General features: G+C 60.9%; 16 protein-coding genes. 9 read left to right on the top strand and 7 right to left on the bottom strand.

Features of this window, described 5'->3' with window-relative positions:
- The first annotated feature begins 222 nt into the window (after positions 1-222).
- The 5 genes from WS57_RS03535 (at position 223) to WS57_RS03515 (ending at position 5,036) form a co-directional block, all read left to right on the top strand.
- Entirely contained in the window at positions 223-849 is a 627-nt protein-coding gene (locus WS57_RS03535) for a paraquat-inducible protein A (protein ID WP_059518814.1), read from the top strand.
- Positions 846-1,493, top strand: a complete 648-nt coding sequence (locus WS57_RS03530; protein WP_059518815.1) for a paraquat-inducible protein A — start codon at positions 846-848, stop codon at positions 1,491-1,493. The genes WS57_RS03535 and WS57_RS03530 overlap by 4 nt, the downstream gene beginning before the upstream one ends.
- The gene (locus tag WS57_RS03525; RefSeq protein WP_059518816.1) at positions 1,490-3,160 is read left to right on the top strand and encodes an intermembrane transport protein PqiB; all 1,671 of its coding nucleotides are present in this window, start codon (positions 1,490-1,492) and stop codon (positions 3,158-3,160) included. Before WS57_RS03530 ends, WS57_RS03525 begins: the two co-directional genes overlap by 4 nt.
- A complete protein-coding gene (locus WS57_RS03520; RefSeq protein WP_059518817.1) occupies positions 3,157-3,786 on the top strand; it encodes a PqiC family protein in 630 nt (209 codons plus the stop codon). Before WS57_RS03525 ends, WS57_RS03520 begins: the two co-directional genes overlap by 4 nt.
- 122 nt (positions 3,787-3,908) lie before the next feature.
- On the top strand, positions 3,909-5,036 hold the full coding sequence (locus WS57_RS03515; RefSeq protein WP_059518818.1) for a porin: 1,128 nt from the start codon (positions 3,909-3,911) through the stop codon (positions 5,034-5,036).
- Positions 5,037-5,250: 214 nt separating this feature from the next.
- Here the strand turns inward: WS57_RS03515 and tnpC are convergent, their stop codons facing one another.
- Genes tnpC through WS57_RS35390 form a run of 3 tightly spaced genes read right to left on the bottom strand, consistent with a single transcriptional unit; the run spans position 5,251 to position 7,716 of the window.
- On the bottom strand, positions 5,251-6,816 hold the full coding sequence (tnpC, locus tag WS57_RS03510) for an IS66 family transposase (protein WP_069243764.1): 1,566 nt from the start codon (positions 6,814-6,816) through the stop codon (positions 5,251-5,253).
- 31 nt (positions 6,817-6,847) lie between these two features.
- Entirely contained in the window at positions 6,848-7,198 is a 351-nt protein-coding gene (gene tnpB / locus WS57_RS03505; RefSeq protein ID WP_017335001.1) for an IS66 family insertion sequence element accessory protein TnpB, read from the bottom strand.
- Positions 7,174-7,716 carry a transposase gene (locus tag WS57_RS35390; protein ID WP_081337577.1) on the bottom strand — a complete coding sequence of 181 codons (543 nt, stop codon included), beginning with the start codon at positions 7,714-7,716 and terminating at the stop codon, positions 7,174-7,176. The genes tnpB and WS57_RS35390 overlap by 25 nt, the downstream gene beginning before the upstream one ends.
- Before the next feature lie 369 nt (positions 7,717-8,085).
- On the opposite strand from WS57_RS35390, the gene WS57_RS36825 reads away from it, so the two are divergent.
- The 3 genes from WS57_RS36825 to WS57_RS03490 all read left to right on the top strand — a co-directional run bounded on the left by WS57_RS36825 (position 8,086) and on the right by WS57_RS03490 (position 13,251).
- Positions 8,086-8,292 (top strand): hypothetical protein, encoded by a 207-nt coding sequence (locus WS57_RS36825; protein ID WP_155741078.1) that lies wholly within the window; start codon positions 8,086-8,088, stop codon positions 8,290-8,292.
- 569 nt (positions 8,293-8,861) lie between these two features.
- Positions 8,862-11,960: a hypothetical protein gene (locus WS57_RS03495; RefSeq protein ID WP_059512886.1), complete on the top strand. Its 3,099-nt coding sequence runs from the start codon at positions 8,862-8,864 to the stop codon at positions 11,958-11,960.
- A gap of 190 nt (positions 11,961-12,150) precedes the next feature.
- A complete protein-coding gene (locus tag WS57_RS03490; RefSeq protein WP_069243763.1) occupies positions 12,151-13,251 on the top strand; it encodes a hypothetical protein in 1,101 nt (366 codons plus the stop codon).
- Positions 13,252-13,542: 291 nt separating this feature from the next.
- On the opposite strand, the gene WS57_RS03485 is transcribed toward WS57_RS03490, so the two are convergent.
- Positions 13,543-19,602 carry an ATP-binding protein gene (locus WS57_RS03485; protein WP_059512890.1) on the bottom strand — a complete coding sequence of 2,020 codons (6,060 nt, stop codon included), beginning with the start codon at positions 19,600-19,602 and terminating at the stop codon, positions 13,543-13,545.
- A gap of 685 nt (positions 19,603-20,287) precedes the next feature.
- Between WS57_RS03485 and WS57_RS03480 the strand changes: the two genes are divergently transcribed.
- Entirely contained in the window at positions 20,288-21,538 is a 1,251-nt protein-coding gene (locus tag WS57_RS03480; RefSeq protein WP_038455837.1) for an IS256 family transposase, read from the top strand.
- Positions 21,539-21,801: 263 nt separating this feature from the next.
- On the opposite strand, the gene WS57_RS35380 is transcribed toward WS57_RS03480, so the two are convergent.
- The 3 genes from WS57_RS35380 to WS57_RS35375 form a co-directional block, all read right to left on the bottom strand.
- Positions 21,802-22,608, bottom strand: coding sequence for a metallophosphoesterase (locus WS57_RS35380; RefSeq protein ID WP_081051555.1), 807 nt, complete (start codon positions 22,606-22,608; stop codon positions 21,802-21,804).
- A 50-nt stretch (positions 22,609-22,658) separates the two neighbouring features.
- The gene (locus WS57_RS03470; RefSeq protein ID WP_155741079.1) at positions 22,659-22,967 is read right to left on the bottom strand and encodes a hypothetical protein; all 309 of its coding nucleotides are present in this window, start codon (positions 22,965-22,967) and stop codon (positions 22,659-22,661) included.
- A 216-nt stretch (positions 22,968-23,183) separates the two neighbouring features.
- Positions 23,184-23,351 (bottom strand): helix-turn-helix transcriptional regulator, encoded by a 168-nt coding sequence (locus tag WS57_RS35375; RefSeq protein ID WP_335645796.1) that lies wholly within the window; start codon positions 23,349-23,351, stop codon positions 23,184-23,186.
- Positions 23,352-23,377: the final 26 nt, after the last annotated feature.

Raw genomic sequence — 23,377 nt, 5'->3', positions numbered from 1 at the left:
CGAACGGGTGGCGAAAGATAGCACTCCCATACAACCCCGGTTCGCCATTGTCGTAACAGATTGTGTGGGCCTGCAGAGCTGAACCAGCATGGCTGTCAGGCGGCCTGCAATTTTTTACATCGATTCAATCATTTCTCCATCAAACCTCACAAAAACGTCCATCGAGTCGAAGCATACTGCGACGCAACTCATCGAATACACGTGCACGAGCAACACGAACACATGGACACGTTTCCGACCCTGATCGTCTGCGAGCATTGCGACAGCGTCTACCGACGCCGCGCACTGGCGCCTCACGAGATCGCGCGTTGCGAACGGTGTTCAGCCGTGTTGTTTCGATCGAGCTGGCTCGATATCGACCGGTGGCTCGCGCTGTCCATTGCTTCAGGCGTCGTCTTCGCCATCGCCAACCTTTGCCCGATCATGCGAATCAGCGTGCAGGGGCGGCATAGCGAAGCCACGCTGTGGCAATCCGCGCTTGCGCTCGCGCAGGGATTCGCCGCGCCGATCGCGATTCCAACGGCCCTTGCCATCGTGGTGGTGCCGTTTCTACAGGTTGCGACGCTGATCTGGTTACTGGCCTTTGCCCGCGCGAGGCATCGCGCGCCCGCGTTCGGCCCGCTGATGCGGTTACTTGTCGCGCTGCGACCATGGAGCATGATCGAGGTCGGATTGCTCGGCATCCTCATCGCCATCATCAAGCTGTCCAGCATCATGCAGATCATTCCCGGCGCCGGCTTGTGGGCCACGGCGGTGCTGATGGTGCTGATTCCGGTGATCGCCGGCCACGATGCGCGCCAGTTATGGGACTGGGTTGTGCCGGTGGAGCCCGCCGGAGGACACCCGTGAGCCTGCCCGTGCGCGCCAGTCAGCTGGGTATGGTCGGGTGCCATGCTTGCGGCCTTGTCTGCCGCCCATCTTCACCCGCCGAGCAGGATGCGGTTCCGCACGCGTCCGAAACGAAACACTGCCCGCGATGCGAGTCCGCGCTGCACCCTCGTCGTTCGAACAGCCTCGTGCGCGCCTGGGCGCTCCTGATCGCCAGTCTGATTTTCTACATCCCGGCCAACCTTTTGCCGGTGATGCGCACCACGCTGCTCGGCAGCCAAAGCGAATCGACGATTCTCAGCGGCGTCGTGATGTTCTGGAATGCGGGTTCGTACGGCATCGCGTCGGTCATCTTCATTGCGAGCGTCGTCGTGCCGTGCACGAAGTTCCTCGCTATCGGAATGTTGCTCGTCACGACGGGTCGGCACAGCGTGTCGGCCATGCGCGAGCGGACCGTGCTGTACCGCGCGGTCGAACTGATTGGCTACTGGTCGATGCTCGACGTGCTGGTCGTCGCGATCATCTGCGCGCTGGTGAGGTTCGGTCCGCTTTCCGAGATCGAGCCACGCGCCGGCATTTTGTTTTTCGGCATGGTCGTCATTCTCACGATGCTGTCTGCGATGAGTTTTGACCCACGCCTCATTTGGGACGCCGAGGAAGCATGAATCCCGCATCCGGCCCGCATGGCCTCGAACCTCACGATCCGCCCGTGACACGCAACCGGATGCGGCTCTCGCTCGTCTGGCTCGTGCCGGTCGTCGCGGCGTTGATCGGCCTGTCGATGGTGATACACGCATGGTTGTCCGTCGGACCGGAAATCACGATCACATTCAACACTGCACAAGGCCTCGAAGCTGGCAAGACGCCCGTCAAGTACAAGGACGTCGTGATCGGCACCGTGACCGCAATTTCGCTGAGCGACGACAGTTCACACGTGGTCGCGACCGTTTCGTTCGTGAAGAATGCGCGCAACCTCATTCGCGACGATACGCGGTTCTGGGTCGTACGGCCCCGCGTCGGCATGAGCGGCGTATCAGGCATCGATACGCTGTTCTCCGGCGCGTACATCGGCATGGACACGGGCCGCTCGGACAAATCGCGGAAAGCCTACACCGGGCTAGAAACGCCACCTACAGTCATCAACGGCATGCCGGGGACAAGCTTCACATTGCTGGCCACCGATCTCGGCTCGCTTGATATCGGCTCGCCGGTCTATTACCACCATCTGCTGGTAGGCCACGTCGCGTCGTACAAGCTGAACATGCAAACTCGCGACATGAACCTGCAGGTGTTCATCGATGCGCCGTACGATCGTCTGGTGACGACCGATACGCGCTTCTGGAACGCGAGCGGCATGGACCTTTCGCTCGACGCGAATGGCCTGAAGCTGAAGACCCAGTCGGTCGCGACGATCGTGGGCGGCGGCATCGCGTTCGCGACGCCGGACGACAGCAGCGCACCGGCCGCGCCCCCCGATACCGTGTTCAGGCTAACCGCCAACGAAGCGTCGGCGATGGCCGTTCCGGACGGGCCTTCGCAGCTCATTCGGCTGAAGTTCGAGCGGCCATTGCGCGGGCTTGCGGTCGGGGCGCCGGTGGAATTCTCCGGCGTCGACATCGGCAAGGTCGTCTCGACCCAGCTCGACTTCGACAGCGCCGCACGGCGCTTCCAGTCGATCGTCATGGTCAAGGTCTATCCCTATCGGCTCGGCCCCGTCGTCGAGAAACTGCAGAAGACTGAAGGCAACGGCAATCCGCGCGTGGCCCAGTTCCTGGCGGGGCTGGTCAAGCACGGGCTCCGGGCGGAGACGCGCACCGGCAACCTGCTGACGGAGCAACTCTACATTTCGTTCGATTTCGTGAAAAACGCGCCGAAGGTACCGTTCGACGCCAATGCCACGCCGCTGACCCTGCCTACCGTCACGAGCACGTTTGACAAACTGCCCGAACAGATCGCCGACATCGTCGACAAGATCAACAAGATGCCGCTGGAGTCGATCGGCAAGCATGTCGATTCGAGCCTGACGACTCTGGACGCAACGCTCAGGCAGGTCAACGGCCAACTGCTGCCATCGACGACACGCGTGCTCGACCAGGCGAACCAAACGTTCGGCACGTTGCGCCAGGGCCTCGCCGAGGACGGCCCGCTTCAGGAAAACCTGACGAACACATTGACCGAAGTCCAGCGTACCGCGCGATCGCTGCGCACGCTGACCGACATGCTGGGCCGCCGGCCCGAATCGCTGCTCCGGGGAACCGGGGCCGATCATGCGCCGATCGCGCCGGCCGATACTTCAACCCCGCCGGTCAAGCAGGAGCCAAGACAACCATGAGCTTCCCGATCCGCGCCAGAACGATCGCCCTGAGCGCCGGCGCCGTCATCGCGCTGACCGCCTGCGCGTCGAACCCGGTCCATTACTACACGCTCGTCTCGCCGGCCACGTCGGCGACGGCGACGACCGCGCGCGGCACCACGCCGCTGGCGATCAACGTGTTCCCCGTCGGCATCCCGGCCCAGCTCGACCAGCAGCAGATGGTCGTTCGCAACGGGACAGGCACCGCGGTGATCCTGGACAACGAACGCTGGGTCGCGCCGCTCGGCGACGAGCTGCGCGCGGCGCTGTCGTCGTCACTCGTCGGGCAACTGGGCGCGCGCAACGTCACCGGCCTTCCACGTCCGTCGAACCAGACCGTCATGAGCATCCGCACGCAAGTGCGTCGCTTCGATGCGTGGCCGGGGCGCATGGCCCAGTTCGAAGCGGATTGGGCCGTCGGTGTGCAACAGGACACGCCTGGCACGCGCATTTCGTGCAGCACGCGGCTCATTGAGGCCGCCCCCGGCAACTACGCCGACATGGTTCAAGTGCAACAACGCATGCTCGAGCAGTTCGCCGCACAGATCGCGAGCGCGGTGCGCAGCTTGGAAAGCGGGCGCCCGGCCTGTCCGGCCGATTCGTAATTCACCCAGCCCCGGGAGCGATCTATCGGGGCTGACCAACAAACAAGGCCGCTTTGGCGGTTACAGACCCGCTTTATCAACAAGGTCGCAAGACCTGCCTCTTTTTAGAAGGAGCTCCACGAATGAACAAGACTCTGATCGTTGCAGCAGTTGCAGCATCGTTCGCTACCGCCGCTAACGCGCAAAGCAGCGTCACGCTGTACGGCGTGCTGGACGCAGGCATCACCTACCAAAGCAACGTCCAGACCGCATCCGGCCAAGGGAAGTCGCGTTGGTCGTTGGGTTCAGGCATTGACCAGAGCCGTTTCGGTCTGCGTGGTTCGGAAGACCTCGGTGGCGGCCTGAAGGCAATCTTCACGTTGGAAAGCGGCTTCAACATCGGTAACGGCCGCTTCGCAAACGGCAACGGCGGCATGTTCAACCGCCAGGCTTTCGTCGGCCTGTCGAGCCAGTACGGCACGGTCACGCTGGGTAAGCAGTATGACGCAACGCAAGACTACCTGGCGCCGCTGACGGCAACGGGCTCGTGGGGCGGCACGTACTTCGCGCACCCGCTGAACAACGACCGTCTGAGCACGAACGGCGACGTCGCGCTGAATAACACAATCAAGTACACGAGCGTGAACTACGCCGGCCTGCAATTCGGCGGCACGTACTCGTTCTCGAACAGCACGAACTTTGCCAACAATCGTGCATATAGCGCCGGTTTGTCGTATCAGTTCGAAGGCCTGAAGCTGGGTGCGGCATACTCGCAAGCAAACAACGCAGGTCTGTCCACGACGGGCGCGGTAAACCCGAGCATTGATTCGACGACTGGTACGGCGTTCGGAGTCCAAGGCCGCACTCGCACCTACGGTATTGCAGCAGGGTACGCGTTTGGCCCGGCGCAAGTCGGCGCAGCGTGGACGCAATCGCGCCTCGACAATCAAACGAGCGGAGCCGGTACGCTGCGCGCTGACAACTATGAAATCAACGGGAAGTACAACCTGACGCCGGCCCTCGGCCTGGGTGCTGCTTATACGTACACGAGCGCAAAGCAAAACGGCCAAAGCACGCACTGGAATCAGTTCGGCGTGCAGGCTGATTACTCGCTGTCGAAGCGTACGGACGTCTACGCTCAGGCAGTGTACCAACGCGGCACGAAGGGTGCCGGTTTGGGCGCTTCCATCTACAACGGCGACGTCAATGCATATCCGAGCTCGAAGGTCAGCCAGACCGCGGCAACGGTGGGCCTGCGTCACCGCTTCTAAGCCTGTGACTGGTTAGTTGGTTAGGAAAAGCGCCTTCGGGCGCTTTTTTTTGACGTGTGTGACTGACTGGTCCTGAAATAGGTTGGCACTTTTTCGCCGAAACGAAGAGCTGCCAAGTGGAGCAAGGGATCAAGCGAACGCAACGGGACTACAATCTGGCTTTTAAGCTGTCCTAGACCGAAATTGAGTGTATGCGGTCTTTTAACGACGCCCATCAGAGGTTGGGAGTGGCAGGCATGCTCCATGGCATGAGGGCGGCATAGTCGTCGGCGGTTGCGGCGAGCGGCAACCTGGTGAACAGCCAGACCAGATAGCGATACGGCTCGACGCCGTTCGCCTTGCACGTCTCGACGAGGGAGTACAGGTTGGCGCTGGCCTGCGCGCCAGCGACAGTATCGGAGAACAGCCAGCCCTTGCGGCCGACGACGAACGGCCGGATCGCGTTCTCGCACAGGTTGTTCGAGATCGGCCAGTTGCCGTTACCGACGTATCGGACCAGCTTGGGCCACTGTCCGCTCATGTACTGCAATGCCTTGCCGAGCAGACTCGACGGCACGACGCCCGGCAGATGCTCGACCAGCATGCGCTCGATGATGGCGAGCACGCGGGCGCTGTACCGAGCGCGCAGTCCTTGCCGACGTTCAGACTTCCACTTCGCGCTGCGCGCCTCGGCCGCGAACAGCTTGCCGATCAGCACGACGAAGCGCGTGGCCAGCAGATCCGGCGAGCGTGCCGCCTTCGGCACCGACTCCTCGGCCTTGATGAAGCCGCGGCGCACGTGTGCCCAGCATCCGAGATGCACGAGCTGGTGATCGTGGGCGATTCCGTTGTAGAGCTCGTACCCGTCAGTCATCAGCACGGTGCCAGGCTGCACGCCAGCATAGAGCTTCTGCGCATGCTGGGCGCCGCGCCCCGGCGAGTACGAGAACATCCGTACAGGCGGCCCCGAGCCGTTGATCTGCGCCCACAAGTAACTCTTCGCCTGCGGCCTTCGTCCCGGTTCCTTCAGCACCTGGAACGTTGTCTCGTCGCCGTAGATCAGGTCCGATTCGAGCAGCGCGTCGCGCATCAGGTTGATCACCGGCTGCGTGGCCAGTCCCACCCGCACCACGCTGGCGGCCAGCGTATTCGACGAGATGTCTCCGCCGAAGCGACGCAGCAGCGTGGCCTGACGATACAGCGGCATACCGTACTGGTACTTGCCGGTGATGATCCACGCCAGCGCGGATTCCGTGAGCAGCCCGCGAGGGATGATACGCGCCGGTGCGGGCGTGACCTTGATACCGAGATCGCAGCATGGGCACGCGTATTTGACCCGTTGGTGCTGAACGACGCGCACTTGCTCGGGAATCACGTCGAGCCGCTCGCTCGTTTCCACGCCGATCTCGACGAGAGCATGGCCATCATGCGCGCAGAACCGTTCTGACTCGGGCAACTCGTGCCGCACGACCTCGCGCGGCAGATTCGGATCGAGTGGTTTGCGCCCGCGCTTGCCTCGCGTGTGGGCAGCGACCGATGTGCCGGGCATATCCTCGCGCGCGGGCGCGTCGGTAGTCGTCGCCAGCGCCTCGGCTTCGTTGAACAGACCGAGCTGGTCGACATGGCGCGCTTCGCTCGATGCGCCGAACAGTTCGTGCTTGTAGGCCCGCAGTTTCTCCTCGGCCAGATCGCGCTGAGCCGTCACGAGTCGAAGCTCACCGCGCAGCGCATCGCGTTCGGCGATCGCGGCAATCAGCGCTTCGTACTCCTCCGCGCTCAACATGACGGGGCTATTCGGCATGGCCGATTAGACCATGCCACCTGCGTAGTGTTCAGCTCATCCGCGCGTAATATCGCTGGGGATGCTTCTGGATCACTGTCAGGTCGATTCCGTCGAGCAGCCAGTGCAACTGCTCGGCGTTGAGCGTGATCGTGTCGCTTCCGTTCGGCCAGATGAAGCGATCGGCTTCGAGTCGCTTGAGCAGCAACCAGAAGCCGTTGCCGCCCCAGCCGAGAATCTTGATGCGATCGCGACGGCGATTGCCGAAGACGAACAGCGCTGAGGTCATTGGGTTCAGGCGCATCGCCTGTTCGACCAGGATCGACAGCCCGTTGATGCCCATGCGGAAGTCGACCGGATCGCGATGCAGGTAGACCTTCAGCCCTTCGTCGAACCGGAACACGGCAGCCTCCCGAGCATCTGGATCACCGTGGCCAGCTCGTCGACGCTCGCCTCGCCAAGATCAAATTCGACACCATTCGACAGGCGCACATGTAACGAGAGCGCCATCAACGACGTGTCCGGTGGCAGTACAGGGGAAACGGCAGGCACTGTCGATGGCGCGGTGACGACAGGGACAAATGCCTGCGCTTCACTCACCGGAACACGACGCGCTGGGCCTGGGATGTCGATCGATACGCCGTCTATCACCAGCGGGTCTGGTCTCATTGGTGTTTGCAGCGTATGCTGCTGATGGCGCGAGATCCAGCGACGCAACTGGTTCGGATTAACGTCATGGTCCATGGCCGCCCGGGCGATCGATACCCCCGGCCTCAGGCAAAACTCGACCAGCTCCCGCACGGCATCTTCATCAAATTCCCGCCGGCCATCCCGTCTGCGGCCAATCACCAGTCTGCTTCGAAGGTCCTGTTTCTCTGTCATCACGGTCTGAGTGCATGTGTCCACGCGGACACTTAGCATCTGACCTTCTGCCTACCATTGGTAGGGCGTCGTTTATTGACGGCTTACAATTGAGTCACCACGGTCGATTAAGAGGTGCGGCGTCACTGGCAAAGAGCGCTGGAAGTCCCGGTCACGGGTTGTTCGGAAGCAGAGTTTGTACGGCCAATCACGCTGTTGCGATAAGGTTCCCTGATTGGATAGTGATCTCACTGGATTTCGCAAACGCGGTTCGGATACGCCAACAGACGTCGCCCGAGTTATTGGTTTTTGATCTTGTACCGTGTGGTTCGGCACACATTCGCATATAGCGTCTAGCGGGGACTATCTGTGCGCGGTTTGCGTGCGCCGCGCAGTGCTATTTTTTTCACCTCGCTTTGAGAAGGATCCGTGCCCAAACATTTCAACGTCCGTGCGCATCGCCTCGAAGGCATCGCTATCGATGTATCTGTTGACGTTTTTTCGGAACGCTTCATCAATCTTCTGATGTCGCTGGCCGGACATGCTCTCCAGGAGGGTTGCCATGCGCTGCGCCGTGACCGAAGCGCTCGTCATGACAAGAATGTGCAGAAATGGATCATCCACGCACCGTGGTGAAACCGTGTGCCAGAGTTGTCGAGATAAGGATGGAACAGTTGCGTTGCAAATGATCGTTCCGAACGGCTGAGCACATTCTCACACGAGGAACAGAGCCAGTGTCGTTTGATCCCGTCTTGAGCACGCTGGTTGGGATTCGTGCCCATTCTGAAATGGCCGTTTCCGCGGACTCCCTCAGCCAACGGAAAGCAAATGCTGGGAAGATATGGCTCAATTGGAGATCAGATTCCTGACCGCAAAGAAGGCAATTGCTGCTCGACATATATTGTGTCCCCGCGTGGATACGCCTGTCCGTGTGCTTCGTTTTTGGTGATTATGAGACTTCGCATAACCCCACCAGCCGGAATCGAGGCACGGCAACCGAGAATTACCGCTCAATCATCGTCATTACCCGCCGATCGGGCCTTGCCCCCTGAGATGACGTGTCGCTGCCGATGACCATGTCGTCCAATGCCGCTCCGCCCCCTCACTTCGGGCGTGAGGGATTGCACAGCGCAAATATGAGACATTGACGCCGATCTAGATTTTGGACGTTGACGAAGCTGGCCCGTAGACTGTTCAATAGAGCAATGGACCTCCTCGACCAGCAACTTCCGGCGCCAAAAAACTGGGACAAGTTCGAAGCGCTGATGCGGGCTCTCTTCGCGGCGGTATGGGAGAACCCGCTCATCCAGCGGCACGGCCGGGCGGGTCAAGTGCAGCACGGCGTCGACGTTTTCGGCCCACCAAAGGACGAGCCGAGTCGCACCTATGGCGTGCAGTGTAAGGGGAAGGATCAACTCTACGGCGCCGCCGCGACGGCTGACGAGTTCGATGCCGAACTCGCGAAAGCGGAACGCTTTTCGCCCCAACTCAGTCAGTGGGTGTTTGCCACCACAGCTCCGAACGAGGGGGCGCTTCAACGACACGTCGCGGCTGTATCGGAGCGGCGTGTAAAGGCTGGCCAGTTCCCCGTGGCAGTACTCGGGTGGGAGTCGATCGTTGGCCTGCTTTCGTCCTACCCCAAGGTCGTCGAGGAGTTCTACCCAGAACGATCTAGCGCGATCCAACAGCTCTTAGGCGCACTGGCTGAAAAGACTGCCGCGGCTCCCGACTGGGCAGAGGTCTCCTTCACGTCGTTGCGCGATCTCGGCCCTGCACTTATGGGACGCCCACTTGGGCCTGCGGACGTTGGCGCCTGCCCGACCTTACCAGAGGCCGAAACCCTGCTTCAGGAGCTTCGCCAAGCCGGGACAGCGCGGCTGGCCGGTGTTCCTGGCGCAGGCAAATCGATATGCGCCTTGCAGGCCGCGCGCGCCATTGGCGCGAGCGGTTGGCGCACCTTCCGTCTTACCGACCCGACGGCGGGTGTTCCGACCGCGGCGTCGACTCCAGAACCGACACTCTACATCGTTGACGATGCCCATCTGGCGCCACCCACGCAGCTACGGGCGCTGGAGGAATCAGCCTCAGCTACCCGATGGGTGCTGAGTGCTCATACGCTGTTGGATGGAAAGGTGACTGGCGCTGGCACCATTCACCTTGACGCCAAGAGAGCAGTCGCGGTCATCGCCCACGGCCTTCGTGCGGATGCCGAGCGCACACTTGCCGCCGTCCGGAAAGCTGACGACCGTGTAGGGCCTGGGTTGTCCCAGGAGCCTCTCGACTGGCGCCTCAATCAGGCCGAAACCGCACAATTTCCATGGCAATTCTGTTTCATCCTCGGTGGAGGCTGGCGACGGTCTAAATCAATGGCAGATTCTGCGCGTGCCGCCGGCGCGGACGTGGTACTGGCTGCTGCAGCCATCCGACAGCTTGCCTCTCGCGACGCGTCCTGTCCTTTTGACAGTCTGAGAGCACAAGTAGAAGGCCACGTCGCAGATGCCGAACTTCAGCCTGCCATTGACTGGTTGGTTGCCCAACGGCTGCTGCTCACGCGTTCCGACTTGCGCTGTCCTCACCAGCGCCTAGCCGGCGTTCTGCTCGGGCAAATTCTCGGCGGCCAGGACGCGGAAGGCATCAATCGAATAGCTCGCCTGCTGCAGTCCACACTTGCCAATCCGATGCTCCCCTTGGGGGGCTTTGCGGTACTTCTTGGTGAGTTGCGGCGCACTGACGACTATGGGCGTTGGTCGTGCCTAATAAAGCCGGAATGGCTGCGTCCGCTGCTCGATCGAGCCTGGGCCGCCTGTACCCCAAGTGAAATCCTCCATGCAAGCTGGGCCCTGAGCGAAGTCAGGAGCTACCTCGAACCTGACGGGATCGGTGCCGCAGACCATCAAGATGTCGTCGTCGGCTGGATCGAGGTCACGCCCAAAGGCGCCTGCTATGCCTTGGGCAGGCTTGTGAACCAAATCATGTCTCATGAAAAAGAACTGGGCGCCGCCATCAAGGCCCGAGTCTCTCCAAACGTCGTGGCGGATGCGATCAGCACTGCTGCCTCGGTCCATGCCTGCGAAATCGCCGAGTTGATCTCCCTGAGTCACTTGACGAACGATGAGCCGTGGAAGGTCGCCTACCTGGCTGCGCTTGATCGCGACCACCTCTTTCGCCTTGTCTCCACTTGGCCCTTCGACGCCCCGCTCTCCCTAGTCGCCGACCTTTGCAAGCACATCAGCTATGTCGATGAGGCTTTGGCCTGCGAGTTGATCGAAGCGCTCGCGCCCTCGATCGCAGAGCGGCTTCAAAACGATCCTCAAGACGCGTTCCACGAGCTTAACGATCTCTTTTGGCATGCGCTGCGAGTCTACGATCCGCTCGGACTGTACGTTGGAAAGCGGCGCCCCACGACCAAGATGAAGCGCGCCGCACGCCGGATGTGCGCCTGCTGGAAGCCGAGACACCTGGCGGACAAGCTGTCGCGAAGCGACCAGCGATCGTTTCAAGCAGCCGCCGGTCTCTTGGATGTCCTGAGAAAAGTCTGCCCAACCGTCTTCGCGGAAACGGTCCAAGCGCTCGATTGGCAAAGGATCGGAACCGCCATCGGCCCCGGCTGGAAGGAGGAGATCGGCGACGCGCGCATGCTGTTGTCTGTGGCTTGGCAGCTTCCCCCGGCCCGGCCGGCTATCAGCGAACTTATTGCACGCAATGAAGCCCAAATCGCCAACCTCTCGCCCCGCCTCGCCTGGATGGCTCCCGAAGTGGCTTTTCGTCACTTGGCTGCGGGCAAACCCGTCTCAATTACCAAGCACGGTCACGGCGAATGGGAGCTCGGCGTAGCCATGCTGGCACGCATCGCGCGCACTAGACCCAGCCTATTGGCCGCCCTCCTGGAGCCGCACTATGCCCCCATCGCAGCGATCTTGTCGCAACAAAGTCCGTCCTTCTGGGACGAGGCGGCCGTGTTTATCCGCGTTCTCGCCGAAGTCGACGAAGCAGGCTTGACCCGCATCCTGGATCAGATCGATCCGGCAAGGGCCACGGAGGGATGGCGCAAGGCCCTGCTCGGTGGGGACGCCCATCGCAAGCATGATAAGGATGCCAACCCGCGCGAAGCTGCGGCGCTCCTCATCCACTATGCCATTGGCCGCGCGGATGCCCTCGGTGATGTGGCGCGGCGTCTGCGCCGCGAGCACCCCAAACGCTCGACCCCTTCCGCGAAAATGCTGGAGCCGATCGTGTGGCCGGAATCGTTCGATGACATGCCCGTTACCGAAAAGCCATCAAATGTTGCGCCGCAGGACGCCTGACAAGGTGTCTCCGCTCGACTCACTGACCCATTTCCTTCATGCTCCGGTAACGATCGCCTGTGCTCGCTTGCCGCTGCTCGCGCGCGATTTTGAGCTGCTGATCGTCGAGGTCCGGGGACGTTCACGGTCGTTCCGGAAAGGGATTAGTCGTTGTCGATTGGCCGCACCTGACGGAAAGGATGACTGAGAAATGGAGCCGCAAGCCTACGTTCGCGCCCTGCACGCACAATTCACCTACTTGTTCGCCTATGCGCGGACGATCAACGAGATCGACACCGCCGCAGCTTTGTCAGGCGAGTTTCGCGGTGCGCAGGACGCCGGCTGGTCAACAGTCCAGACGGCTTACGAGGTGTTTGGGGAGTTGAAGGTGCTCGGCAACAAGGGCGCACCCTTGACCAAACCGGAACTGCGCCAGGTGCTCTGTCTGTACGCTCAGCTTGCCGAAGCCGGCGGAGTGTACGAAGGCCTGCTCAACACCATGCGCGTTGCGCAGCTGAAGGCCTATAACCTCTGGCCCTTTCAGAACCTCGTCCGGGTGCGCCAAGAGCCCCGTGCCGTGATCGGCCCCAACGCCAATGCGATGTTCCGGCACCTAGCGAAGGTCGCAACGGCAATCGGCATGACAGGCCTCGCCCACCTGCTCGAAATCGCTTTCCGCGACGATATCCGCAACGGCATGGCCCACGCCGACTACATCCTGGGTCCAGATTGTCTGCGACTGCGGCGGCGCAACGGCGGTCAGCCGGTCGCCGTCTCATTCCAGCAGATACAGGACGGTTTGCAGATCGCCCTGTTCTTCTTCGAACTGTTGCAAGGCTTTCAGCAGGCAACCATGGAGACTTATCGCTCCCCCAGGACCATAATCGGCCGGTTTAGCGAGAACCCGCCGATGCCCTGGACGATTGAGCTGACCGAGGACGGAAGGTTCAGCATCTCCAGCAGCGCGCCCGGCCCGCAGATTGACGCCGCGTATGAACGCCAGACGCGGATAAACGACAGATTGGGCGGCCGGATGGTGGCCGCCTATATCGGCCCTGGGACCGACGTCCAGCCCGCGCTTATGACCGAGATTGCCGCGGCTGGCTTCGAGGTGCTCGTGATAGCCATGGAGACGACCGACCAATACGAAGCGCTGATCGCCGAGATCGAGGCGCACGGCCTTTGGGACCCAGCGCCGAATCCCGATGGCATCACCGTGCTCATGGTCACGCCCCCTGGTTTCCGGTGGATCGCGACGAGTACCGACTTCCGGGCGTGGCTCCCCGCCGTCGACGAGATCGAGGTTGCCTGATCGCAAGGCGCAGAATGAATCTACGGAGATACGCTGATTCATTAGTATAACCAATATATTAAAAAATTAACGGCAATTTGGCCCGTCAATTTTGGCTGCAATAGCCGTAAGGAGTTTTGTGGCGCGTTTCAAAAAAAACACCGCTTGTTAGACGGCCAGACGGGGATCGATGCGATGATGTGATGTTGAATTCAGAAAGACTTTTTGAAAAATGGGCTGAGTGCTTTCATCAATTCGTTGCATCGACGGGTTGAATCCGCAGGCGATCGCGGTCAGCTGAATGTGGACGGCTTAGACTGAGTAGCTGTTTTTCGCCGTCTTTAGGAGAGATTGCCCGTGGCTGCTTGGTTGCTTGATCTGCCTGCTTGCAAACACATTGATGACCAAGGCCAGCTTACCACTGCTAGCGGTGAGCTGTTCGAGGCCTGTCGACGTCAGAACGAGGTAGCAACCCTCGCCCCACTGAGACTCCGCATCGATGTCAACTGGGCCAGCGTCACGCCACCAATAGAGCTTTGCGACTACAGCCCCGCTCGCGTTGAGGAAGACGCTCGGTTCTTCGTCATGGGTGTGCCAACGAAGCCTCTTCACCCAGTTCGGGCACAACGCGAACGGATAGGCCGCTGCGTCAAAGCCCATGTCCACAGAGCAAACAACTCGTCTTACCAGCGTTGGCGCCAGTTCATTGTCGAGGGCGACATGCTTGCCTAGCCAGACAGCGAGTGGAAACGTGGCATAGCACTGGTCGAAGTCTTCCCTGTCAATTTGTGCCGAGGGTGCTCGAAATCGGTAGAGGCGACGCTCTGACTGGCGTGGCTTGAAAATTTTGATACGCGACACCTCAGCCACGACTTGACCATCGTGGTGTGCCGGGACGGAAGCAACGTCGCTGTCGACCTCGTCAACCCACTTCTGCTCTCGCTCGGACCAACCCACATGTCGGTCCAAGAGCGGCATGCGAATCCATTCGGGGCGCACTTGCGGGAACTTCAGCGGCCGAGGCGGAAGAGGGCAACCCAAACGCTCCAACAGCGTCGGCCTGTCGCGGCCGTTCAGCCTGCCTGCCAACCGTAGCTCTCCCGCGACATGGCGAAGGGCGGTAATGGCAATGTAGGCATGGGGCTTCAGGTATGTGATCTGCATGTCAAGGGCGCGAAGCTGAGCCTCAAGCCTTTCGACACCAGAAGGCCCGAATGCCTCAAGTCCGCCCCAATCTTGGATGAGCATCGCCGCGCGTCGGCGGATTGTCATCTCGTCGACGCCTGCAGCGTGCGCAAGGTGCTGTGCTGTCGAGCGTAGCATCTGGGTCCAGCCAAGCAGCGACTCAACTCGCATCGCACCAGTTCTCTCGTCCTTGAAGGCATGGTCGCCCTCTGAGGGGGCCTCCAGTTCGAGGCTGTAGAAGAGCGGCAGTGGCTTCGCGTCCAAGGATACTGCCACCCCCCACCGATGCGACAAGAGCGCGGCTGACTCTGCCACCGAGATATCGCGGTGACTGACCAACGCAGCCACGGCAGTGCCCAGCTCAGGCGCGAGGTCCGCGCTGTCAACGGCCAGCAGCGTTCCGAGCGCTTGCAGGGGGGCATCGGAATCGCCGGTTAGAAGTCGCCGCATAAGGGACGTGAACAAAGCTTGACCGTGTCCGGCTTGCCCTGCCAAGCGCAGCGTGCAGTTGCGTGCGTGTCGCTGAACTTCGGCGACGGGCAACCGATAGGCAAAGTGCAGCAAGTCCTGCAGAAGATCCGTGTCGCTGAGCGGTAGCTCGCTCGGCTGGAATGACCGTCCCAGCTGGAACTCGCGAGTGCAGGCCATCTGCTCCTCAAGCAGTGACCATATGGCCGGCCAGTCCGGCGTCGCGCTAATTACTGGCAATATCGAATCCAGCTCTGTCAGCAACGACTGGATATTCTCCTCGCCCGCTGTCACTGAATCGACGATGTTGTCGAAGGCGACAGGGGATGTGGATGGTCCCTCCAAGAGCTTCTTCGCCTCAAAGTAGAAGAACTTGCCTCCGCCCATCCATTGGCTCCAGGAGCTCCAGGGTTCCGTGCTTGTCTCGTAGCCCTGCATCAGGTTCTTGGCGTACTCAACCTCACCCGCCGCAGCCAACCGTTTCACCATCAGGAAGCGGCAGCGCGCGTTGTCCCGCAAGACCTGCCAACGCTCAAATATCCTCCGCACTAAATGGAGTGGAGCTTTCTCGGCCAGATCTCTGAAACGGTACGGGGCGTTGTAGTCCAGCTTGTCACCATCCGCTTCAAACGCGCGTTCAAGATCCTCGAGGGTGGCCTCCGAGTCGTACTTGCTGGGCGTATACGAGTGTCGAGGTTCCGGCGCTTCTGACATCCATCTGGCTACAGCGGCTTCAAGCCCCGAGGGCGAGAACTCATGTCTTCCGGCCGCAGTGCGAAGGCGCTGGAGCAGTCCGACCCTCTCGTGTGCTCTGCTTGCTACTTCGATCGCCTCCAATAGCATCAGCGTGAGCGGCTCAATCTGGCTCGGGCCTGCAGCGTTGGCGGCGCTGTCGATGAAGTCGCCGACGTGATACGGATCCCGGTAGTACGGTTCCATGTAGAACGGTAGGCAGAGCCCGCACCAGATGGTAGCGCAAGGCAAGACGAGCTCAGGGCTTCGCCGAACCATCCCCGTCATGAGTAGGTCGATGCGGTTCGGCCACCCGATCAGATGCCAATCCGCCAGTGTCTTTGACACCTCGAAGCCGAAGCGAGGCCCGACCTGCATCGCTTCTTCTATGAGCGACATCGTCAGGCGTTGCGCGGCCGACGACCCTTCCGTTTCGGTCATGCCGCCGACCTGGCGCATCAAGTTTGAGACGCGTTTGACACGGTTCTCTGGATCAGCGGCGTTCGCAAGGACCAGGATGTCTCGCCAGATTGCGTACTGTGGGTCTTTTTTAGGAGCCAGCGCGTAGCCAAGGCATTGCTCCGGAACTGCCGCCAGCAACTGCTTCGCCCGTTCGACGTCCCCGACCGCAGCCAACGCGATGGCCAAATCCGCCAGCCCGTCAATCTGTTCGCTCGGCGTGCTCTCTTGAAGCTCCGTCACGAGGCCGTTGAGCCGGTCGACGGCCCCCGCGCGATCACCGTCAATCCGATACGCATCGACGGACAGCCGGCGCCGTAGATATGCAGTGCCTCCCAGGATCGATGAGGAGATGGCTGCGTCAATTTCTCGGAGTACTGTGCGGTACTCATCCTCGCCACATTTGGCGCCGAGCGTGAGCAGCGCTTGCGCTAGCACAGGGGTCGCTTTGAAGGCCTGCCGGATGCGATATGACTCGGTACCGCCTTCTGACGTCAGACGTAGCACGTACCCAAGGGCAACGCGGGCTTCGGCCTGGACGCTGCCAGCCTGCACGGTCGCGTTGTCGAGAGCGGCGCGACCTAGAAGCACGCCTATTGTCGACGCGTGCTGCTGGAACGGATGAAGGAAGGCATGCTTCGACTGTATCGCGCTTGGCAGCGGCTTGTTGAGCAGCGTGCAAAGCCTTGCGTGATGCATCACCGCGCCGACCAGATAACCCAGCCCAGCCAGGTTCACCTCGTCGTCGCATATGGAGATCATCGGTGCACTCAACTTGTCGAACAGGATCTCGGCTAGGTCACGACGGCCAGCTTGGAATGCAATCAGTGCCATACGGCGGCGGTAACCGTTGGGCACCTCTCCGAAGCCAGGAAGGGTGGTAGCGGCGTCAAACAAGGCAAGCGCTTGCGCGACGTCGCCACGCTGATTTGCCACAAGCCCTGCGTAAGCCATCACAGACGGCTTGTCTTCGTCGACTACCCCGAGCTTGTTGCAGAGTTCTTGTGGATCGGCGTCAATCTCCTGGAGGAGCGTCGCCTCTGCGGCTTCCCTCCTCAAATGCCGGCGCAGCGCGGCGACAGTTTCTGGATCCAGCCTCTCGGGCTGGCGTAGCCCCTCTGCGGTGAGATGGTCAATCGCTGTCTGGACCTGCTCCGTGTCTCGGAAATGGATGGCGCGCCTCACCCACCTCTCGAATTCCTTGATGTTGTGGTCGTGCCCGTGGTTCTCGAACTTGGACGTATGGAGCTGTGATAGTGGCTCGATGCTTTCAAATAGCTCCTTCGCGCGCTCGAAGTCACCTCGCTTCAACAGGACGTCGACAACCTCGTAGCCCTGGGTGGGGAAGTACTGCACGAAAGAAAGGGCTGAATCAATGTCCCCGACCGCCAGCATCGCCAGCGGAAGCTGGTTGGCATACTCAAGAGCTGTTTCGCGCCGCCCCACTTCGTCACGACACAGCAGTAGCCGTGTGAAGGCGGTCGCATCATGCGTTCCGCGCACTGCTAGCAGTGCCAGCCGGATATCGGCGTGGATTTCGGCGATAGAGCGCCCGTCGGCCAGTTGCCGCCTGAAGCGAGCGGGCATCGCTAATGCCAGTACATCGGCACCGTCGCCGGCACGGGCGCGGTAGCGCAGCTCGAGCCATCGCTGCGCCGATTCGTGCGGCGCGTTCTTCGCCAGCTCGGCGAGGTCGCGATACGCGCGCTGGGAATATTCGGCGTCGACACTTCCGAGGCGGGTTCGCGGTTGTGCGATGACGAACAGCCTGAAGCTGTTGTGGAAAACGCTCCATCCCTGGGATGAACTGCGGAGCAGGTGCCGTGCAACGACTAGGGCGCGTTCAATCGCGGACTCCTTGACTATCGTGGTCAGCAGCCGCAGGTCCATGGGCGCCTCAGCCCGGGCGATGAAGCCCAGCACGTCCATGGCATCGCTGTCGCTTGCGATTTCGCGCCAGGCGGCGGTATACACGGTCTCAATGTCACCTTCGAACGGCATCGCGCCACTGAGTAGGTGCACGCGGCCGACTCCGTCCGCGTGCATCAGTGCCTGAATCAAGTAGCGCGTTGCCAGCGGGTGACCATGCGTGAGCTTGCTTAGCTCTAGTCGCGGAATGTCGGTAGGCAGGCCAAGCGCATCCGCCATCCGAGCGACCTCCTCGCGGCCGAGGGGGCTCATGAGGACCAGCCGCTCGCTCTTCTCTGCTTGTTCCTTAACGGCGGGCTTCAGATTCGCGAGATCCAGGCGCTGCGTGCCGAGGACGAACACAACCCCATTTGGGATAGCCGCGGGAAGAGGTAGCTCGCCCAGCAGCGAATTGGTCGGCCGCTCTTCGCGAGGCACATGGTCGAGCCCGTCGACGACGATGATCGTTCGGATCCCGTCGCGGTCGAAGCGTTCCCCAGCCTGCCGCACCAGGACGCCGAACTGTTCGCGTCGCTCATGCAGCGAGTCATCGCGAAGACGCAGTCCAATCAAACCGCTGTTGCGCAGCTGCGTGCCAACATCGGTCAGAAAGTTGTCGGCCTCTCCGCGTCCCACGCCCTGGGCAGCGCCCGGCACGTACGCGAGGTAGCGGACGAGCCGGATATTTGCTTCGGTGGCCAGTGCCACCTGTAGGAGGGTGGATTTCCCGGAGCCAGGCGGACCTATGAGTGAGACGTAGCCCTGGGCGGTGGTTTGCAACGCGGCTAGTAGCTTGACCTCAGTGTCGCGGTTGCGCTGGACATAGGCGCCGACTGGGAACCGATGGATGAGCAGCGTCTTGGCGGGATCGCGCCAGCCAAGCTCACGAAGCAGCTCGTCACGCGTCCACCTGTCCTTGTCGCGTGCGTCGACGACCAGCTTGGGCAGTACGCTGGCAATCTCGGATGCCTGTCGTGCCTGCTCGGCGTTCAGCTTGTGCGATAGGACGAAGTCCGCCGCAGCTCCGCACAGCACACGGAGGCTGTGCAAGAACTGTTCGAAGTCGCCATCACTCAGGCTAGCTTCCCGGCGTAGGTGATTGATCAGTCGGCTCCATTCCGGCGTGTACCAATCCGCCAGCGACCGATGTGTATGCTGCTGGAACTCTTCAAGAAATGCCGCGCTGTGGGGCGGCGTGCCGTCGCCTGGCTTGTCAGTAGTCGATGGAAAATCGTTGATGACCAAGCGAATCTCGACACGGCTTCCCGGGTTGTCCTTTCGCAGGCATTGCCAAGCATGAACAAGGGGCTTCCAGAGGCCATTGGCACCAGTAAACAGCGTCTCAACAGTGAAGGTCCCCGGGAACTTGGACGTCTTGAACTGGTGGCCGACGACCAGTCCATCGAAGCCAAGTACCAGGTCGTCGGCAATACCCGCGTTGCGGTCGGCGACGCCGATCCAGAGCAGCTCGTCGCGCTCGAGCGCTGCGTAGATGGCAGCGCCTGCCCGCTCATACTGGCCGATATATCCACGGAGCGCTCGGCGTTCGCCTTCCGCCGGCGCCGTTGCAGGAGCTACAGCGGTGGATGGATTCGGCTTTTTGGGCTCTTTCGGGGCCATGGAATCGGATTGAATAGTTGATGCCAACATGGATCAAGAGAACGGCGTCAGCATCACCTGGTGCGTCCGGCGCCAGAGAGGCATGCTGCTGACTCATCGAACGCCTTTCTGCTGCGAAGTATGGCATGCGCCGATCGACGACAGCTGATGACCGCGAGCAGCCAGACACAATCGGCCCCGGACGTCCGGCAACACTGCTTTCCAAACATAGGGGACTGGCTCAAGGCAGAGAGCATCCCGTCTGTCCTTGGCGCTTCGACCGGCCGAGCGCTGCGTCGACAATCGGACTAGAAATCAGGACGTTACCGCCGGAACGCTTGGTCCACAACGCGAGTTGACAAATTTAATGCGGACGTAGGCGAATTGACGAAATTATTTTGAAGGGACCGCCAATAAAGTCGTCAGTTCGCGGGCCGGAGGCCTTGATCCACAAGGACTCGAAGTGACAGAATTATTTCGCTCTACGGCACTCGAGCCCCCCAACGCACGAAACGCTCGAGCTCGCGCCAGTACGCGCGCTGCGTCGCGGCCTGACCACCGTAGCGGTGGAGGTACGCGAACACCGCGTCGAGGTCGTGGGCCGCCGAGACTTACGGATACGCCGGCGCGCGATTGGCGCCGCGCGCGCCCGCGGGCCTGTCAGGAATTTTGTGTTTAAGGCATAACATGCTCCCAAGGAGAGTTTATGCCTCGCAAACCGAAAGCCCAGCCGGCGGCTCTGCCGGCGATTCCGGCCGAGCTGCTCGAGCAGTTCGGCAACGGTCCGATGACGGCCGAAGCCATCAACGCCGCGACGCTGGCGCTCAAGAAGGCGCTGATCGAACGGGCGCTGGGCGGCGAGATGAACCATCATCTCGGCTACCCTCCCGGTGCTGCCAAGCCGGTCAACGCCACGAATCAGCGCAACGGCAAAGGGGCCAAGACGGTTCTGACCGAAGACGGCCCGATCCGTATCGAGGTGCCGCGTGACCGCGACGGCAGCTTCGAACCCATCCTGATTCCCAAGCACGAACGGCGCTTCACGGGCTTCGACGACAAGATCGTCGCCATGTATGCCCGAGGCATGACCGTACGCGAGATTCAGGGCTTCTTGCTGGAACAGTACGGCACCGAGGTCTCGCCCGACTTCATCAGTTCGGTCACCGACGAGGTCATGGCCGAAGTAACCGCCTGGCAGGCCCGACCGCTTGAGCCGATGTATCCGGTCGTGTTTTTCGACGCACTGCGGGTCAAGATTCGCGAAGACGCCGTCGTGCGCAACAAGGCGGTCTATCTGGCGCTGGGCGTGCTGCCCGACGGCACGCGGGAAATCCTGGGCCTGTGGATCGAGAATACCGAGGGGGCCAAGTTCTGGATGAAGGTGTTCAACGATCTGAAGACGCGCGGCGTTCACGACATCCTGATTGCCGTCACGGACGGGCTCAAGGGCATGCCCGAAGCGCTGGCCGCCGTGTTCCCGGCCACCACGCTGCAGACCTGCATCGTCCACCTCATCCGCAACAGCCTCGATTACGCCAGTTGGAAGGACCGCCGAGGCTTGGCCGCGGCGATCAAGCCGATCTACGCCGCTCCCAGCGCGGAAGCCGCTCAGGCCGAACTCGATGCGTTTGCGGATGGGCCGTGGGGTCAGAAATTCCCGACTGTCAGTAGCGCGTGGCGCAACGCCTGGGATCGCGTGATCCCGTTCTTTGCGTTTCCGCCGGGTGTGCGCAAGATCATTTACACGACGAACGCGATTGAAAATATCAACTCGCAGTTGCGCAAGATCATCAAGACCCGTGGTCACTTCCCGACCGACGAGGCTGCCACCAAGCTCATCTGGCTGGCCTTGCGCAACATCACCGCGAACTGGGGGAGCGCCGCTCACGACTGGAAGACGGCCATGAACCAATTCGCTATCCTTTACGCAGATCGATTCGTTCGGCCTTCCGTGTAATTACTCCACCCGCCTTGAACACGGAAATCCTGACACCCCCGCGCCCGCCAGATCCTACGGCATCAGCAGCCGGTCGACGCTATCATCGGAGTCAACTGCAATAAACTTGCCGCGACGCAAGCCACTTAGTGGACCGGCTCGCGGCCGGGGATACTTGCTCCGAATAACATACTAGGTGGTTGAGTACGCAACTCAGTCCGGTGGCGCAATCCACTGCGATGGGCTGGCTCGCAGTGAATGCCGCAATTTGCGACTGCAACGGGCTATAGCACTGCCTCTTGCCCTGCAAGTATTCGGGGCACGTCTGCAAGATCTAAAACTGTCAACGACCCGCCATATGCCGCCCCGGTATCAACGTTGATGACATTGGCACGTGCAGTCGGCCGTTTAACCGGTGTATGCCCGACAACGACCGCGACCACACCGTGAACCCACTGATACGGGTCGTGCGTCGTGTGTTTTGCGACGTCTGCAGGCAGGCCGAATAAGCTGTTCAGCTGCGCCGATAATTCGCCAAATCCTCGGGCTCCGGCGCCACGCCAGCGCGAACGCTGCCATAGCACGCGCCTGCGCATTAAGCCATCAGGCCCCTCTAGCTGGATCTGAGTTGTCAGATCAGCCCACTCGCCACAAGGGGCGTCAGCATGCACTAGCGCAATCAGGCCATGCGGACTTTCGATCTCGATCACGTACGGCAACGACGACATGAAGTTGGCAAACCGTCTCGCTCGCCCACTTCCGTCGACCATGTTCATGAACCATGCCCCACCATTTTCGAACATTACGTCGCTAGACACGTCCCCGCGATACCAGCGCAGAATCATGTCCTCATGGTTGCCGCGTATTGCCTTTATCCTGTAACGACCGACTACATCGAGCACGAACACCGATTCATGACCACGATCGATGAGATCCCCGACACTGAAAAGCCGATCGCAACCAGGATCAAAGTTCAATCGCGCGAGTTCGTCGCTCAGCTGAGAAAAGCAGCCATGGACGTCGCCCACCACAAAGTCACGCCCACATGGATTGGGTGGATAGCGCCGCACTGCTCGATAGGGCTTCCGCATATCGCACTCGCCGAGTCAACAACATGGATCAGAACGCAAACGCCGACGCCTTAGTGAACATGGAGCCGCGACAGATCCCATCCGATGTGCGTCAGGATGTTCTCCGCTTGCAGCCTAGAACACGGAATCTCTATGTACGCCAACGATGAGTCAAGTGCAATGCCCAGCGTGCGTGTCTGAATGCTATAGCCGGCATCGGCAACGTCACCGAGACCGACGGCGACACTTAACCGTTGTTTCTCCGCCGTCACCCAAATCAACCCTTCGGCGTAGACGATATCTACGGCTACCCCGCAGTCGGCGGGGCAAGAAACTATTTCTTGTGGCACACGGCTCGGTGTATCGGATTGTTTGCGCATCTCGAGTCCCATGATCGGTGAGAATCTGATGCCGATTGTGACTCAAAAACCACACAAAAGGAAGAAGTATCAGGCGTCAGCTAGCGGGCAACTGGAGTCGCGAAAAATGGGGCTCAAACTCACCCGAACGACCATACTTTTCCTGTCGGACATCAAATCCGATGTCATCCACATGGGCTGGACCTTGACCTCCGAAGCCTGCCCGCCACAACCACGTCAAAGCTCTAACAGCTTGGAGATTGGCACGTCCAGAGCACGTGCCAAGCGTTCCATATTGTCTAGAGAGATGTTCCTGACCTGTCGCTCAACGTGAGCGATGAACGAACGATCCAGCCCGCTATGTTCCGCCAGATCTTCCTGCGTCCAGCCTCGTTCAGCGCGCATGCGGCGAAGATTAATTGCAAGTACTT

The organism is Burkholderia pseudomultivorans (assembly GCF_001718415.1).
GTDB lineage: Bacteria > Pseudomonadota > Gammaproteobacteria > Burkholderiales > Burkholderiaceae > Burkholderia > Burkholderia pseudomultivorans_A.
The sequence above is the reverse complement of the archived record's forward strand: the minus strand, read 5'-3'. Positions and strand labels throughout refer to the sequence as shown.